The following is a 15,776-nucleotide window of genomic DNA, read 5'->3' on the forward strand; positions in this document are numbered from 1 at the left end:
GTATTTTTTTACGTTTCTATTATTGATTGTTTCTCTTCTTTTTCAGCGGCGTTTTATAGATTAACATAGTTCTTTTATTTTTACAATAGTTATATTAAAAAAGACTCCATGTTTTTTCATGAAGTCTTTTACTTTTTCATTTTCTATCTATTATATTTATGTTTAATTCTATTTTATTTTCTTTACTGAATCTCTTTCGACTATTCTTGCTGGCAAGTATACTTTGTCTTCTGATTCTTCTTTTTTGATTTCTTTTAGAATTTTTCTGATTGCTACTGCTCCTATGTCATAGTATGGTACTTTGACTGAGGTTAGTTTTGGTCTTGTTAGTTCTGTCATTTCTGTTGCACCATATCCTGTTATCGATACGTCTTCTGGTATTTTGTATCCTCTGTCAAGGAGCGCATTTTGTAAATGGATTCCTAATTCGTCTTGGGTGGTTACGAAGGCTGTTACTCCGGATTTTATTTTTTCTTCTACTTTATCCATTATTCCTGCTACATCTTTATCTCTGATGCCTTCTATGCCTATTGTGTTTTTTGCCAAGCCGTGTTCTTCTAGTGCTTCTAGGTATCCGTCTTCTTTTATTTTTTCTTCTGTTCTGTCGAAGTCTTTTCTTACGTATAGTAATCCTATATTTTTATGTCCGTTTTCTACTAGATAGTTGGTCATTTGGTAGGTGCCGTCTTTATGGTTTACCCCTACTGTATAGTGTTCATCTACGTTGTAGAATCTGTTTACATTTATATATGGTATTTTGGATTCTTCTAGTCTATATAGTAGTTTTGTGTTTAGTGTGTCTGAGATTACTATTATCCCTTCTACTTGTTTTTGTAGTAGTAGTTTTGCGAATTTGACTTCTACTTCTGAGTCTCCATAGGAACTGGATAGTAGGATGTCGTACTTGTACATTCTTCCTATTTCTTCTACTCCGCGTAGGATGCTGGATACGTAGGTTGATCCTATGTCATTTACTATTACGCCTATTAGGTTGGATTTTTTGGTTACTAAGGATCTTGCTACTTCGTTTGGTTTGTAGTCTAGTACTTCTATCGCTTTTAGTACCCTTCTTCTTGCTTCTGGGCTTACTGGTTTTGAGTCGTTTATTACTCTTGATACGGTAGATATGGACACGTCTGCCATCTTAGCTACATCTTTTATTGTGGATGCCATTATTTCCTCCTATATTATTATTGTTAAGGCTTCTTCAAGTACTTTAAAATTCATAGGTAATTTGCCTGATTGTTCTCCGTCTACGTCTATGTCAAGTTCTATGTCTGAACTTAGACTTATATCTTTTGTCTTTAGATAGATTACTTTTTCGTGGTCTATGTGATTTCCTGTTAGTACTAGTGGTGCTATTTGCATAAAGTCTACTAGGCTACATTCTTTGATTAGTAGTACGTCTAGATATCCATCTGTCACTGTTGCTGCTGGTGCCATCTTCTTAAATCCGCCCACTGATGATGTGTTTGTTATCAAGAAGAAGAATAGATTTTCTTCACCTTTGTATTCTTCACAGTCAATCTTTACTTTGTAGGCTTTTTCTTCTTGGAAGTTTAGTTTTACCATTTGCCTTGCACCTTCTAAGTAGTAGGCCATTCTTCCTAGGACTGCTTTTTGATCTTCCGGTACTGTGTAGGCTATTTCTGTTAGCATGCCTCCTGCTGCTACATTGGCAAAGACTCTGTCTCCTGCTAGTCCCACGTCTATCTTCTTGGTCCTTCCTTCTTTTATTAGTTTATAAAATTTGGATGGGTCCTGTGGTAGCTTGAAATAGTTTGCGAAGTCATTTACCGTTCCTGCTTGTAGGATTGCTAGTGGTGTATCTCTTTTAGATTTTACTATTCCATTTACCACTTCGTTTAAGGTTCCGTCTCCTCCGCAGGCTACGATTATATCTTCTCCATCGTCTGCCTCTGCGAATCTCATGCCGTCGCCTCTTTTATGTGTAAATAGTAAATTTATATCCCATTGATCCAGGCTTAAAAGTCTTATAAATTCCAATACTTTGTCTAAGGCTTCTTCCCTACCTGAAAGTGGATTAGCTATTATTTTTATTTTTTTAAATCTATTTTCCATAATTACCTCTTTATATATTATACATCATTTTCATTTTTCTTCCTATTATTGTAATACATTTCTAATCATTTTTTCTCTTATTTTTCTTCTTTCAAATAATTTTCATAAAAAAAGAACAAGCTCTCGCTTGCTCTAGTTTCTTTTTGTTAAATTTTATAGGAACTTTTCCTTAAATACTTCTATTACTTCTTTTAGTATATAGAAGTAATCTATGACGTTATTTGCGTTTAGATTTATAGTTTTTGTTGCGTCGGATACTGTGTCGGTTACGCTGTTTACTGCTCCAGTTATGTTTAGCGCTACATTATCTATCGATCTTGTAACTCCTGATACTGTTTCTCCGACTTCTCCTACTGATAGTGCAAGTTTTTCCACTTCTGGTCTAACTGCAACTATGATTTCTTGTGCATCTTTAGATATTACAGATACATTCTTGGTGATTTCTGTAACATTATCTGTTAGTTCTGGCACTTGGCTTAAGCTGTGGTCTATTGCTTCTTGGTTGTCTTCTATGACGTCATTAATCTTTCCAAGTATTGAAACCACTTTTTTAAGTGCTAATGCAAGATATACTAATACTCCAATTCCTGCTAAGTAAAGAAATATTCTTAGTAAATCGTTGAGAGTAATAGGACTATTCATGCTTATCCTCCTCTAATCTCTTTTATTTGTTAAGATCTTTTTTTACTTCTTTAGCTCCGTCTTTAACTTCTTTTCCTACTTCTTTTGCAGTTTTTTCTACATCTTCTTTGATGTCTTTAGATTTTTCTTTTGCTTCTTTTGCAGCTTCTTTAACGTCTTTTTCTATTTCGTCTTTCTTTTCTTTAAGATCGTCTTTTGTTTCCTCTGCTTTTTCTGAAAGTACTTCTCCAACTGCTTTTGCTTTTCTCTTAGCATTTTCCATAGCTTCGTTAAGTTCTACTTTTTTGTCTTGCGCGTAATCTTTTACATTTCCGTAAGTTTTCTTAACTTGTTCGCCAGCTTGTTGAGCTTTGTATTGTACGCTATCAGCTAAATCTTCTGCTGCATCTCTTGCATTTTCTGCAAGTTCTCTTGATTTATCAGCTATGTCTTTTCTAGTTTCTTTTCCAGATTTTGGTGCAAAAAGAATGCCTGCTAGTCCGCCTAGTGCTGCTCCTGTTAGAACTGCTCCAGCTTTTTCAGCTGCTTCTCTTCTTTGTGCTTCTCTTCTTTTTCTTTCAAAATAATCAAATATACCCATTATTTTCCCCCTGTTTTCTATTAAAATTCATATTTATTACTTACCCAGTATTGTTATTTTAAAACAAATCCTAAATTTTTTGTAATAAAAAAATCCGCGGTGTCGTCAGCTATATTAATTCAGACCCGCTCCCAACTAGTAGGTGGGTGACCTGCTCGAGTACTCTAAAGTCCCGTCTGGCGGGCATTTTATCATACCAAAGACTCAGTCTCCCGGATCTTCGATGTCGGTTGAATTAATAAAAGACGTCGACGTGCATCGCAGATTAACTATCTCTATTATATCAATTCCAGATTGTTTTTTCAAATTATAATCGTAAGTTACTTAGTTATTTTAAATCCAAGAGATTTTTCATGTCCTTAGGTAGTGGAGCTTCTATCTCGATTTCTTCCCCAGTTCTTGGCGATTTTATCTTTGTATAATAGGAGTGGAGTGCCTGTCTATTTATAAGTTCCGTTTCATTTCCGTAGAGGGTATCTCCCACAATTGGATGTCCAATATATTTTAGATGCACTCTTATTTGATGGGTACGACCAGTATGAAGCACAACTCTTAGAAGTGTCATATTATTTTTAGAAAGCACCGCTTCGTAGGAAGTCTTCGCATACTTTCCATTTGGATTTACTTCTCTTAAAATACCATCTGGCCCTCTATCTATCGGTTCTTCTATTACGCCGCTACCTTCTACCACACCTTCTACAATTGCGTAGTACTTTTTCAAAATATTTCTATCCTGTAGTTCTCTTGCTACTGTACTATGAGCATTGGAATTTTTCGCAATTAAAATTACCCCGGAGGTATCTCTGTCCAAACGGTTGATAAGACGTACCTTTCTGTGGATGTTATGTTTCAAAAAATAACCTTGAACGTAGTTTGAAATGGTCCCCGTCTGTTTAAAATCCACCGCGTGTACTATCATAAAAGGCTCCTTGTTAACCGCCAAGATATCTCCATCTTCGTAGAGAATTTCTATTCTATAGTCCTCTGGGATTGCATTTGGCTCCTCATCTGGAATCTTTATGGACACCACATCTCCTGGATGTAGGTCCACATTTCTTTTATTTAATTTTTCATTTATATAGATCATTTCTTCCCTTATGGATCTTCTAATATATCTTGAAGAGAGATTTAATTTCTTTAAAAAATTCTTGATACTTATTTCTTCTTCTACCTGGTAATGATAGTAGTTAAAATTATCTTCTAGCATGGGTTTCCTTTCAAATTTTAAATTTATTTCCTTTAATTTAGATTACATGATAAAATTAAATTATAAATGATAGAGGGTGCAATATGAATAAATATATAAATATAGTTTCAAATGCTAATATAGAATCGAGAAAAACAGCTCACGAACTCCAGGAAAAACTTGCAAGTAGAGGTTATACCCCAGAACTTAGATTCAATCCACAGAGTGAACTTACCATATGCGTAGGTGGTGACGGTGCTTTTATCAAATCTCTGCACAACAACTTCCCACGTATGCCGATTGTCGGAATTAACACTGGTCATCTCGGTTTCTTCCAAGAAATCCAACCGAACCAAATCGATTGGTTTCTCGATATGTACGAACAGGGTAGGTATGAAATCGAAGATTTAAAGCTAGTTCGTGCGGAAATATTTACAAAGAATAAAAATATAGTAGTCCACGCATTAAACGAAGTAATCTTAAAGGCACAAAGATCAAAAACCATACATATAAATGTTTTTGTTCAAAAGAACCACGTGGAAAAATTCTCCGGAGATGGTATGATGATCTCCACCCCATCTGGTTCAACTGCCTACAACTTTTCCTGCGGTGGCTCAATAGTATTCCCTACTCTCGATGTGCTTCAGCTAACTCCAATAAGTCCGGTGTTTTCTGCGGCATATAGATCTCTATTAAGTTCCATCATCGTACCTGGAGATTTTGATATTTCTCTAGTGCCGGAAAGAAGGTACGCAAATTCTTCCCTAGTTGTAGTGGACGGAATGGAATACTACTATCCTGGACTTAAACGTGTCAATTTCAAAATGAGTAATAAATCCATCAAGAAACTTACCATCAGTCCAGACTCTTACTTCGAAAATCTTAAGAGTAAGTTTTTATAATTATTATTTTTTATCGAATAGATTGTTGATTATTACAATTATAATTATAAAGGACCAAAATCCAATATTTCTTCCATTACCTGAAAACACAAAGAATATTAAAAGAGCTGCTAACAAAATATTTACAGTTGGCACTCTTTTTCCTTTTTTTGACAGGAAGTTCTTCCTCCTCTGTATCAAGCACTTCACTGAGTTCTTTCATATCACTAAATTCAGATAGAAGTTTCTCCCTCGCATCCGTTGGATTTAATCCGTTTTTAATCATATCGTCAAATCCAAGGTACATATTTTCCCTAATCTTTTCTTTTATTTCTATATTTCTCCTAGTAACTGGATATTTTTCAAAAGTTTTTTCAAGGTATAAATCTATTTCTCTTCTATTGTTATCTATTTCTCTCATAGCTCACCTCTACTATATTATATCATCTAGAAATAAAAAAAGAGAGCTACCTGCTCTCCATTCTATATTTTCTCATTCCGTATAAAATTACATCTCTCGCGGACTTTGCGTGTTTATCCGTCATAGGCTTCGTGCCTTTTAGAGGATATTCAATTCCTAACTCCTCATATTTTTTCTCACCCATATTGTGGTAAGGAAGCACATCCACCTTCTTTATATTTTTGTAGCGTCCAAGTTCATATCCGAGCCTTTCCAAAAGTTTTGCATCATAGGTGATTCCTGGAACTATGACATGTCTTATCCAGACTTCTACTCCATTTTCGTCTAAGAATTTTAGAAAATCCAAGATATTTCTATTTGAAAATCCAGTGAGTTTTCTGTGCCCTTCGTCGTCGATATGTTTTATGTCGAGAAGTACAAGGTCCACATACTTTATAAGTTCTTTGTATTTTTCTAAATTTGTTTTTCTTGAAAATAATGCTCCGGAACTATCGAGAGCCGTGTGTATATTTCTCTTCTTTGCCTCTTTAAAAAGCTCCGTCACAAAATCCATCTGCAATAGTGGTTCTCCACCGGTGACTGTGATGCCTCCGTTTTTCAGATAAACTCTGTACTTTTCATAATCATTAAGCACTTCTTCTACGCTCATAAGTTTTCCGCCGGTGGTCCTCCAGGTATCAGGATTGTGGCAATATAAGCATCTCATGGGACAACCTTGCAAAAATAAAATGTACCTAAGTCCGGGACCATCTACTGCACCAAAGGTTTCTATCGAGTGTACCCTTCCCAGGATTTTGGCCTTCGATTTAGATTCTCTATCTAAATTTTTATTATCACAGTTTAAAATAGGATTTTCATCTCTTTTTATAGAATTAAAAAGAGGTGAATCCATAGTATTATCACTTGCAGAAATATTTTCTGAACTTATATTTTCGTTCAAATTATTTTTCTTTAAATGATTTAAATCCATGATTCACCTCCGATTTTATAGTTTATATTTACATTTGTCCGTGGAAAGTTCTATTTACAATATCTTCTTGTTGTTCCCTAGTAAGTTTGTTGAAGTTTACCGCATATCCTGAAACTCTCACAGTTAGTTGTGGATATTTTTCCGGATGATCCATCGCATCAAGTAACATCTCTCTATTAAAAACATTTACGTTTAGATGATGTCCACCTTTTTCCATATACCCATCTAGCATGCTTACTAAATTATCAATTCTTTGATCCATTATTTTTCCTCCTCGTAATCTAAAAATTCCATTAGCGTCGGGCTAGTACAAGCTCCATTACTGCAAAGTTTCAAATCTACATCTATATCTCCCATAAATACTTCATCCTTTCCAAGAGCATTTGGAATGATTGAAAAAGTATTTGAAATGCCGTCCTGTGCATCCTTAAAAGGAAGTTTTGCCACTGAAGATAGGGATGCTAGTGCTCCGTGGCTGTCACGGCGATGCATTGGGTTTGCTCCAGGAGCGAATGGTTCGCCGGCACGTCTTCCATCTGGTGTATTTCCAGTCTTCTTACCATATACAATATTTGAAGTAATGGTCAATATACTCATGGTAGGAATAGCATCTCTGTAGAATTTATGATTTCTTATTTTGTTCATAAATCTCGTTACTAAATCCTGAGCAATGGTGTCTACTCTGTCATCATCGTTTCCATATTTTGGATAGTCGCCTTCGATTTCATAATCCACAACCAGACCGTCCTCGTCACGAATGGCTTTTACCTTTGCGTATTTTATAGCTGAAAGGGAGTCTGCTACTACGGAAAGCCCTGCAATTCCTGTGGCAAAGTATCTCTTTACATCCCTATCGTGTAGCGCCATTTGAAGTGATTCGTAGGAATATTTATCGTGCATGTAGTGGATGATATTTAAAGTATTTACATAGAGTTCTGCAAGCCAAGTTAGCATGTCGTCGAACTTTTCCATAACTTCGTCATAGTCAAGTATATCTGAAGTTATCGGTCTATACTTAGGTCCCACTTGTATCTTTTGTTTTTCATCCATACCACCATTTATAGCATAGAGTAGTGCCTTTGCCATATTTGCGCGGGCTCCGAAGAATTGCATCTCCTTGCCAACTCTCATAGAAGATACACAGCAGGCAATCGCATAGTCGTCCCCATGTTCAGATCTCATGATGTCGTCGTTTTCGTATTGAACACTGGAAGTATTTATGCTGGTCTTAGCACAGAATCTTTTGAAATGCTCCGGCAAGTTTTTCGCCCAAAGCACAGTCATATTTGGTTCTGGTGAAGTTCCAATATTTATAAGTGTGTGAAGGAATCTAAAGGAATTCTTGGTAACTAGACTTCTTCCATCCAGTCCCATTCCACCGATAGATTCTGTAACCCAGGTTGGATCTCCAGAATAAAGCTCTTGATATTCAGGAGTTCTAGCAAACTTAATAAGTCTTAGCTTCATTACGAATTGATCTATAAGTTCTTGGGCTTCCTTTTCAGTAAGAGTTCCTTCCCTCAAATCTCTTTCGATGTAAATGTCTAAAAATGTGCTGACCCTTCCGAGACTCATTGCAGCACCATTTTGTTGTTTCGTTGCAGCAAGGTATGCAAAATAGGTCCATTGCACAGCTTCCTTAGCATTTTCAGCCGGTCTTCTGATGTCGAATCCGTACATATCTCCCAGTTCAATCAAATCTTTTAGAGCAGTGATTTGATCAGAAATTTCTTCCCTTAAACGAATGACACCTTCATCGAAAATTCCAGTAGTGTTTTCTTTTTGTTTCTTCTTGTCTTCAATTAGTAAATCGACACCGTATAGGGCAACCCTTCTGTAGTCGCCAATGATTCTTCCTCTGCCGTAAGCATCAGGAAGTCCAGTTATAATTCCAGTGTGTCTAGCGAGTCTCATCTCATCTGTGTAAGCTTCGAACACCCCTTGGTTGTGAGTCTTTCTATACTTGGTAAAAATATCTCTTACCCTATCTGAAAGTTCAAGGCCATGAGTTTTAAGAGCACCATCCGCCATTCTCACTCCACCGAAAGGTTGAAGAGATCTTTTAAAAGGTTTGTCCGTTTGAAAACCAACGATAACTTCTAAATCTTTGTCCAAGTATCCAGGACCATGGGAAGTGATGGTGGAAATAGTATCCGTATCCATCTCCAAAACTCCACCGTTGTCCCTTTCCTTCTTGGTAAGTTCCATAACTTCGTCCCACAACTTAGTAGTAGCTTCCGTAGGACCCTCTAAGAAAGAATCATCGCCCAAGTATTCAGTGTAATTACTTACGATGAAATCTCTAACGTCTATATTTTGTTTCCATTTGTATCCAAGGAAATCTCTCCAATAATTCATAAGGCACCTCCTAATAATTTTATCAATTAGATTTTATATTATAAAAATTATTAAGTCTGTGATAATTATCACTTTTTGCTTTTATATTATAGCTGTAAAATATTTAAACTCAGCTATTTTTTTAAATAATTATCATTAAATAAGAAAAATGAATGCCCGACTTTAAAGCAAGCTCTCTACATGTTATAATTACTTAGTATTTTAATAAGAAAGAGGTGAAATATGAACACAAAAGTATTAGTAAAAAACGCAATAGTGTTGGCGCTATACATGCTTACAATAAGTTTAAATCCATATGGCTTTTTAATGTTCCAATTGAGACCAGGAGAAGCACTCTCAGTACTTCCCTTCTTCAATAGAAAATATATGCCAGCACTAATAGTAGGAGGCGCACTAGCAAACATCACATCACCACTAGGACCAATCGACATGGTAGCGGGAGGATCATGCGCAATAATCACCTATGCAATCAGTAAATACATCAAAAATCCATACATCAACTCAGGAGTATTCTCCTTAGTATCTGGAATTTTGGTTTCTATCATGCTATTTAAGACAGGAAACATCGACATGTCACTTAAATTTCCATTTTTAATCTCAGTCTTAAGCATAGCAGGTTCAACTCTAATCGTAACAGTTTTGGCAACATGGATAATAAAAACTACAAAACTAAAATCAATAATAGAAGAGGATTAAATTGAAATTTACAGTAGGGTACATAAAAAGGGACGACGAGTTCCTTTTCTTGTACCGTAACAAAAAGAAAAACGATATAAATAAGGGCAAGTACATCGGCGTCGGCGGACATATAGAGCTTGGCGAAACACCTGAAGAATGTATGGTGAGAGAAGCCTATGAAGAAACTGGACTAAAAATCGAAAATCCAAACAGATTAGGCACAGTTTTCTACGAACAGGACGATGGATACACAGAAGAGATGTACGTCTTTTATATAGATAAATATACGGGAGAACTTCACGAAAGCGATGAAGGAGAACTGGAGTACATGACCCCAGAGGAATTTTATAAAAATCCCCATTGGATTGGGGACGAACTATTTTTAAAATACGTATTTGAAAATAGAAAATTCGGAAAATTTAAGTTAAAGTACAAGGCAGACGAACTAGTGGAGGTAGAACATGAACAGTAAAATAAAATATTATACAACCATGGGACTTTACTGGTCAGTTATCGCCTCCTGTGTAAGTTTTCTAAACGTGTTCCTTACAGGAAGAGGACTTGGCACAGCAGAAATAGGATTTTTAACCGCAGTAGGTAACGGACTAGCTGCAATCTTTCAACCAATAGTATCCAAAGTCTGCTCCAGAAGCAACAAGAATGAAAGAGACTTCCTAGTCCTAATCTCCATGCTTGCAATGACCCTAGTAATCATGGCGCTAGAAAGAAAAGCAGGCCTCGCAATGAAGATAGAAATCGTCGCAGCCATAGCACTAGTACTAGTGATGCAACCACTACTAAACTCACTGGGCTACTTCTATATAGCAAGATCCGTAGAAATAAACTACGGAGTCAGTCGAGGCATCGGATCAATCACCTTTGCCGTAACATCATTTGTCCTAGGAATTCTATCAGAAATAAACAAGGACCTCTCAATGGTCATGGCAGCAGTGCTACTAGGAGCATTAATACTCTCACTCCTAGCACAGAAACCAATCTCAGGTAACAACTTAGTCACAGTCTTCGACGGAAGAGCACAAAAACAAAAAATACAAAACTCAAAATTTGTAATCTTTCTACTAGCAGTAGGCATGCTCTTTACATTTTACAACGTCACAAATGTCTACCTACTACAAATAGCAAAGAGAATCGGAGGAGACGCAAAGACGGTGGGAACAGCATTTGCAGTAGCAGCACTCTTCGAATTTCCAATCATGTTCATGTTCAATAGACTAAAAGAAAAATTTAAGTCAAGAAGCATGCTCATCTTTTCAGGAATATTCTTCCTATTAAAAGGAATACTCACCTATATAGCCACATCACCAAGCATACTAATAGCAATTCAAGTGACGCAACTCTTTGGATTCGCACTATTCACACCATGTTCAGTAGACTTTATAAATGATATAATGAGCGACGAAAAGAAGATCACAGGACAAGGATTCTTGGCATCGGCAATCACCATGGGAGGAGTCATCGGATCAGTAGCAGGTGGCGTGCTCATAGAATCCACCGGAGTACTAAACACACTAATAATATCAAATGTAATATGTTTAATAGCGATACTATTAATAGTAATATCAACGAGAGGATGCAATGAATAGTTGCATCTTTTTTAATATAAAAAATGGCGACATATGCCGCCATTAGTTTTTGATATTCTATATTCTAAATAAACTCTAAAGATTATTATTTATTTAATTTATAATAATTTACACAGCGGTTTTGCCAAGACCACACTATACATTCATCTCCTGACAAATGCACACTGACGTGAGTTTGTGGGACACTGACTTTACCAATTTTCTTTCCATGGCCATCTATAAAATCTATATTTGTTCCCTTTTTATTGCTGATGACCACAGCTAATTTTTCACCATCAGATACAACCTCATTTACATTTGAGTATAATTTCTTCGTTCCACTTCCATCGCCCTTAGCCATAAATAGATTTGGATTTTTTCCATCCGTAAAATATCCACCAGCATCTACAAAGAATACATTTCCATCAATTGGTAAAATATCATAGTAAGGATTATTCCCCTTGCTTAAAAGAGTCGTTTTCTTTGAAGCTAAATCATATTTATAAAGCATCTTTTGAGGCTCAGCCATATCTTTGGTAGTAGGTATATCCTTTAAGAAGTAGATCTCATCTTTTCCCATAAACATGGAATGGATACCCTCAGCTATCCAGGTTTCAGCTTCTGTTTCAAGATCAAAAGCTATCAAATCATATGCATTAAAATTATCTTTTTTATCTAAAGCTTTTTTTAGATAGAGAGTGTCTCCTCTAAGGGCAGAATATTTATCAGCATACCTAAATGCTCTACCTTCTCCTTTTAATTTTTCAAGGAAATATACGCCATTGTAGGATTCCACCTTAGTTTGAGAATATTTTTTTCCATTCATCTCTCTAACAATATCTCCACTATATGGTCCCGTAGGAGTTATGATTATAGATTTTTTATCACTATCAAATTGAAAATTCCCATAGTTATATGTCAAAATATTTTTGCCTTTATTAGGTCCAGTTAGACCGTAGACAAAATCACTTCCCATAATACCTCCGCCTAGATGATAGATCATGTACAGGTTCCCATCGCTTAATACTTTAAATGAAATATCTTTTCCTACTAAATTATAAGAGTCATAGGAGTTTACTAAAGTATTCTTGCCTGTTTTTAAATCTCTTTCGTATACTTTAACGTCGCAGCTTCCTCCATAAAGGTTGCCTTTACTATCTTTTTCCTGATTGGATATCTTTACGTCTGTATAATATAGTTTACCTTTATGTACTGCCATATCTGATAGAAATGAACTTTTGTTAAGCTTTATCTTTTTTTCTAACTTTGGAGATAATGCGTAAGAGTCACTGCCTGCTCCCAAAACGATTAAAAACACAAAGATAAACAATAAAAATTTGTGCATCTTTTTCATATCTAAAACCTCCCCTTCCACTTATTATTACCCAAATTTTATCACATCACCATATTATAATGTGTAAAGTTGTTTCTATTTAATTAAAATGTAATATTAGCTTCATTTTTAAAACTACCAATACAAATATTAAAACACAACAAAAAACCGCTTGGTCTCCCAAACGGTTTTTTTGTAAAAGGTATAAATTTTATGAGGTTAATCTCTAATTAATAGTATATATCAATTAATCTTCGTGTGAAACATAAATTTACTGTATTTTTATAAAAATTTTAAATTTATTCGCCTTTCATTTCTTTCTTTAAAAATTCCAGAGGAAGACTGTCACCTACCGACATTATATAAGGAAAACCCCCATGAAGACAGTCACCCTGAGCGGAAGAGCCGCAAGGCTCTGGAGTCGAATGGGTATAACCCTGGTGGGGTAATATAAGGATGACTTCAGTTGCAAAAACTAGGTATGCGGAAGTTATACCCGTTCGACTCGGAAAAAATTTTCCTCGCTCAGGGTGACGGCAGTTGGGGGGTATTCTCTATAAAAATTCCAGAGGAAGACTGTCACCATGGTGGGGTATCACACTGATGATTATTCGCTTTCGTAGCCGAAGCTACCAACTTCCACAACCATACTGTCCAGTTACAAAAACATAACAAAAACCGCTTGGTCTCCCAAACGGTTTTTTTGTAAAAGGTATAAATTTTATGAGGTTAATCTCTAATTAATAGTATATATCAATTAATCTCTGTGTGCAACATAAATTTACTGTATTTTTATAAAAATTTAAAATTTATTCGCCTTTCATTTCTTTCTTTATATAATTGTAGATTTTTTCGTAGGAATTCATGAATTTCTCCCTATCAAGCTGTCCTTCTATGGTTATTTGAAATTCGCTTCCCCATATTCTCGCAAAATCTCCTAAGTACTCTATCTTTAATGGTTCCTTCACGACTTTTAAATATTCTTCGAGCCTTTCTTCCACATCTTTTAAGAGTTTTTCATCCACTTCTTCTCTTAGAACTTCCAAGGTTCTTCTACCCTCTTCGGTGATCCTCACATCGTCGTAGGAATGGACCAAGTTTGACTCTTGCAAAAATCCCAAATGGCTTCTGAAGTCAAAGTAATTCATAAGCTCCAAATTAAGCACAAATGTGGATAGTGTCTCCTCTGTCAATTTATCTTTCGATTTATCCAATATGTCTAAAAGTAATATTTTTTCTCTAGCATTTTCTAAAAAATTTTCCATTTCATCACCATGTACTCTTCCTGTTTTGATTTTTGGTATAAAAAAAAGCCTGTAAAAACAGGCTTGGTCCACTCTCAGGGACTCGAACCCTGGACCCACTGATTAAGAGTCAGTTGCTCTACCACCTGAGCTAAGAGTGGTTAACTAACTCATTCATTATAACTAGAATCTCTTTATTTGTCAAGGGACTTTAAGATTTTTTATAAATATTTTCTACATAAATCACTTTTACCAATCGAATTGCTCTTAAATAACTTATAGTTTATTGTATTTTCCTTCTTTTTGATCTCCATATATAATCTCCATGTCCACATGTTTTTTTATATAGTTTGCAAAATCAAAGAAGTCATCATTTGTTTTATAAACATTGGTGATAAGTAGAACCTTGCGACCCTTTGCTCCTTTAAAAAGTCCGTCTGGGCTTGTGATTATATCCTTGTAAGTCTTCTTTGTTATGGCATCTTTTTCAAATCTCATCTTAAAAAGATTTTCATTTTGAACTATTTCACCATTTACAAATCGCCCTAGATAACCCCAAGGGATTACACCAACTGTCATATCCGTTTCTTTAAGCACCTTCGGCTCGAAATCATCATTGGCTTTAAGAGGCTTGCTATCGGAATTATCAGCATTTATAATCACATATTTAAAATTACTAAGTCCATCCAAGCTCTCAATAGGACCCATCTTCCTACCATCGATTACGTTGCCATAGTAGACAATTTTTCTCGTGTGAGCAGTCTTTAGAAAAATTTTGTTCGGGATGAAGATCTCGTCCCAGCGAAGCCCTCTTGGAATAGCCATCCCCATAGTTGTGGTGATAAGGATACTCTCTCCAATTTTTAAATCATCTTTTAACTCCCTGGAGAAATTTTCAATAAAAGTTTTCTTGCCACCGGAGCCAACCACAGAGATTACTCCCCCATCTATATTAAGTAAATCTTTTAACATCGTAACCTCCTAATCTAAGTATATCATTAAAAGATTAAGTTTTCATGATTAAATATTTTAACAAAATAAAGCAAAGAAATCTCATTCGTGGTACAATAATTAAAAAGGAGGAGTTATGAAAAATTTAAAAATAATTACTTGCTCACTTATCATCGCTATGATTCCAGGTTTTGCAAAGGCTATTACCCCTTCAGACCAAGGAATCTATATAAACGACAACAAGGTTGAAATCTCTGGAGTAAAACACCAAGGCTTTAACTACTTCCGTTTGAGGGACATTGCGTATGCACTAAAAGACACCCCATCTAAATTCGAAGTAGGCTATAAAAAAGATAGGAAGTCCGTGGTAATAAATACAAAGACCGAATACACCGGTGACAAAATAAGTCCAGAAAAACTCGGTGAAAACCTGAAGCCAACGGAAATTCCAATAGAAGTAAATAAGAATCTCTCCCACATAGAAGTTGTAAATGTGGACAGATACAACTACTTTAGATTAAGAGATTTGGCAGTGCTAGTAGGATTTGAAATAAAATACAATCCAGAAAATAAAAAAGTAGAAATCATCACAGAAAAAGAAAACGAAGACGAAGACCTAGTTACGAAACTAAAAAAATCCAAAACACCAATAATCTATGGTAGAGACAGCTGTCCAGCCTGCATAAAACTAAAAGCCTACCTGGATAAAAATAAAATTGAATATGAATTTAGATCCACCGAAGAACCAAAAAATAAAGACGAACTCATATCCATGGGATTTAACAGCGTTCCACAAATGTTTTACGACGGAAAAGTCTACGGCGGATACAATGAAGACGAATTAAAAAGAATCTTTGAAAAATAATA

17 protein-coding genes, 1 tRNA gene and 1 other RNA gene are annotated in these 15,776 nt (G+C 35.5%); 5 read left to right on the forward strand and 14 right to left on the reverse strand.

Annotated elements, in window-relative coordinates; genetic code table 11:
* Nucleotides 1-168: 168 nt before the first annotated feature.
* The 6 genes from HMPREF1252_RS03890 to HMPREF1252_RS03910 form a co-directional block, all read right to left on the reverse strand.
* Nucleotides 169-1,173 carry a LacI family DNA-binding transcriptional regulator gene (locus tag HMPREF1252_RS03890; protein WP_023059475.1) on the reverse strand — a complete coding sequence of 335 codons (1,005 nt, stop codon included), beginning with the start codon at nt 1,171-1,173 and terminating at the stop codon, nt 169-171.
* Nucleotides 1,174-1,182: 9 nt separating this feature from the next.
* Complete coding sequence (locus HMPREF1252_RS03895; protein WP_023059464.1) at nt 1,183-2,082, reverse strand: diacylglycerol kinase family protein; 900 nt, start codon at nt 2,080-2,082, stop codon at nt 1,183-1,185.
* Nucleotides 2,083-2,235: 153 nt separating this feature from the next.
* Nucleotides 2,236-2,724, reverse strand: coding sequence for a hypothetical protein (locus tag HMPREF1252_RS03900; protein ID WP_008900844.1), 489 nt, complete (start codon nt 2,722-2,724; stop codon nt 2,236-2,238).
* A 22-nt stretch (nt 2,725-2,746) separates the two neighbouring features.
* Complete coding sequence (locus tag HMPREF1252_RS03905) at nt 2,747-3,304, reverse strand: YtxH domain-containing protein (RefSeq protein WP_023059470.1); 558 nt, start codon at nt 3,302-3,304, stop codon at nt 2,747-2,749.
* Nucleotides 3,305-3,391: 87 nt separating this feature from the next.
* Nucleotides 3,392-3,574, reverse strand: a non-coding RNA gene (ssrS, locus tag HMPREF1252_RS09520) — 6S RNA.
* 58 nt (nt 3,575-3,632) lie between these two features.
* Nucleotides 3,633-4,511: an RluA family pseudouridine synthase gene (locus HMPREF1252_RS03910; protein WP_023059473.1), complete on the reverse strand. Its 879-nt coding sequence runs from the start codon at nt 4,509-4,511 to the stop codon at nt 3,633-3,635.
* Between the two features lie 83 nt (nt 4,512-4,594).
* On the opposite strand from HMPREF1252_RS03910, the gene HMPREF1252_RS03915 reads away from it, so the two are divergent.
* A complete protein-coding gene (locus tag HMPREF1252_RS03915) occupies nt 4,595-5,392 on the forward strand; it encodes an NAD(+)/NADH kinase (protein ID WP_008900846.1) in 798 nt (265 codons plus the stop codon).
* A 76-nt stretch (nt 5,393-5,468) separates the two neighbouring features.
* On the opposite strand, the gene HMPREF1252_RS03920 is transcribed toward HMPREF1252_RS03915, so the two are convergent.
* The 4 genes from HMPREF1252_RS03920 to pflB are packed head-to-tail and all read right to left on the reverse strand — an operon-like array spanning nt 5,469 to nt 9,120.
* Complete coding sequence (locus HMPREF1252_RS03920; RefSeq protein ID WP_023059462.1) at nt 5,469-5,792, reverse strand: hypothetical protein; 324 nt, start codon at nt 5,790-5,792, stop codon at nt 5,469-5,471.
* A 46-nt stretch (nt 5,793-5,838) separates the two neighbouring features.
* A complete protein-coding gene (pflA, locus tag HMPREF1252_RS03925) occupies nt 5,839-6,762 on the reverse strand; it encodes a pyruvate formate-lyase-activating protein (protein ID WP_023059461.1) in 924 nt (307 codons plus the stop codon).
* A 28-nt stretch (nt 6,763-6,790) separates the two neighbouring features.
* Entirely contained in the window at nt 6,791-7,024 is a 234-nt protein-coding gene (locus HMPREF1252_RS10000) for a glycine radical domain-containing protein (protein ID WP_023059476.1), read from the reverse strand.
* The gene (pflB, locus tag HMPREF1252_RS03935; protein WP_023059467.1) at nt 7,024-9,120 is read right to left on the reverse strand and encodes a formate C-acetyltransferase; all 2,097 of its coding nucleotides are present in this window, start codon (nt 9,118-9,120) and stop codon (nt 7,024-7,026) included. Before pflB ends, HMPREF1252_RS10000 begins: the two co-directional genes overlap by 1 nt.
* 222 nt (nt 9,121-9,342) lie before the next feature.
* On the opposite strand from pflB, the gene HMPREF1252_RS03940 reads away from it, so the two are divergent.
* The 3 genes from HMPREF1252_RS03940 to HMPREF1252_RS03950 are packed head-to-tail and all read left to right on the forward strand — an operon-like array spanning nt 9,343 to nt 11,402.
* Entirely contained in the window at nt 9,343-9,816 is a 474-nt protein-coding gene (locus tag HMPREF1252_RS03940) for a QueT transporter family protein (protein WP_023059472.1), read from the forward strand.
* Nucleotide 9,817: 1 nt separating this feature from the next.
* Nucleotides 9,818-10,270: an NUDIX domain-containing protein gene (locus HMPREF1252_RS03945; protein ID WP_023059474.1), complete on the forward strand. Its 453-nt coding sequence runs from the start codon at nt 9,818-9,820 to the stop codon at nt 10,268-10,270.
* Nucleotides 10,260-11,402 (forward strand): MFS transporter, encoded by a 1,143-nt coding sequence (locus HMPREF1252_RS03950; protein ID WP_023059465.1) that lies wholly within the window; start codon nt 10,260-10,262, stop codon nt 11,400-11,402. Before HMPREF1252_RS03945 ends, HMPREF1252_RS03950 begins: the two co-directional genes overlap by 11 nt.
* An 85-nt stretch (nt 11,403-11,487) precedes the next feature.
* Here HMPREF1252_RS03950 and HMPREF1252_RS03955 read toward each other — a convergent pair whose 3' ends face one another.
* The 4 genes from HMPREF1252_RS03955 to yqeC all read right to left on the reverse strand — a co-directional run bounded on the left by HMPREF1252_RS03955 (nt 11,488) and on the right by yqeC (nt 14,930).
* A complete protein-coding gene (locus tag HMPREF1252_RS03955) occupies nt 11,488-12,735 on the reverse strand; it encodes a hypothetical protein (RefSeq protein ID WP_023059469.1) in 1,248 nt (415 codons plus the stop codon).
* 788 nt (nt 12,736-13,523) lie between these two features.
* Nucleotides 13,524-13,979: a DUF4364 family protein gene (locus HMPREF1252_RS09525; protein ID WP_023059471.1), complete on the reverse strand. Its 456-nt coding sequence runs from the start codon at nt 13,977-13,979 to the stop codon at nt 13,524-13,526.
* Between the two features lie 64 nt (nt 13,980-14,043).
* A tRNA-Lys gene (locus tag HMPREF1252_RS03965) sits at nt 14,044-14,119 on the reverse strand.
* A 115-nt stretch (nt 14,120-14,234) separates the two neighbouring features.
* Nucleotides 14,235-14,930 carry a selenium cofactor biosynthesis protein YqeC gene (gene yqeC / locus HMPREF1252_RS03970; RefSeq protein ID WP_023059463.1) on the reverse strand — a complete coding sequence of 232 codons (696 nt, stop codon included), beginning with the start codon at nt 14,928-14,930 and terminating at the stop codon, nt 14,235-14,237.
* Nucleotides 14,931-15,045: 115 nt separating this feature from the next.
* Here yqeC and HMPREF1252_RS03975 point away from each other — a divergent pair, with 115 nt between their 5' ends.
* Nucleotides 15,046-15,774: a glutaredoxin family protein gene (locus tag HMPREF1252_RS03975; RefSeq protein ID WP_023059466.1), complete on the forward strand. Its 729-nt coding sequence runs from the start codon at nt 15,046-15,048 to the stop codon at nt 15,772-15,774.
* The last annotated feature ends 2 nt before the right edge of the window (nt 15,775-15,776 follow it).

The sequence above is a fragment of the Peptoniphilus sp. BV3AC2 genome (genome assembly GCF_000478945.1).
Taxonomy (GTDB): Bacteria; Bacillota; Clostridia; order Tissierellales; family Peptoniphilaceae; genus Peptoniphilus_B; species Peptoniphilus_B duerdenii.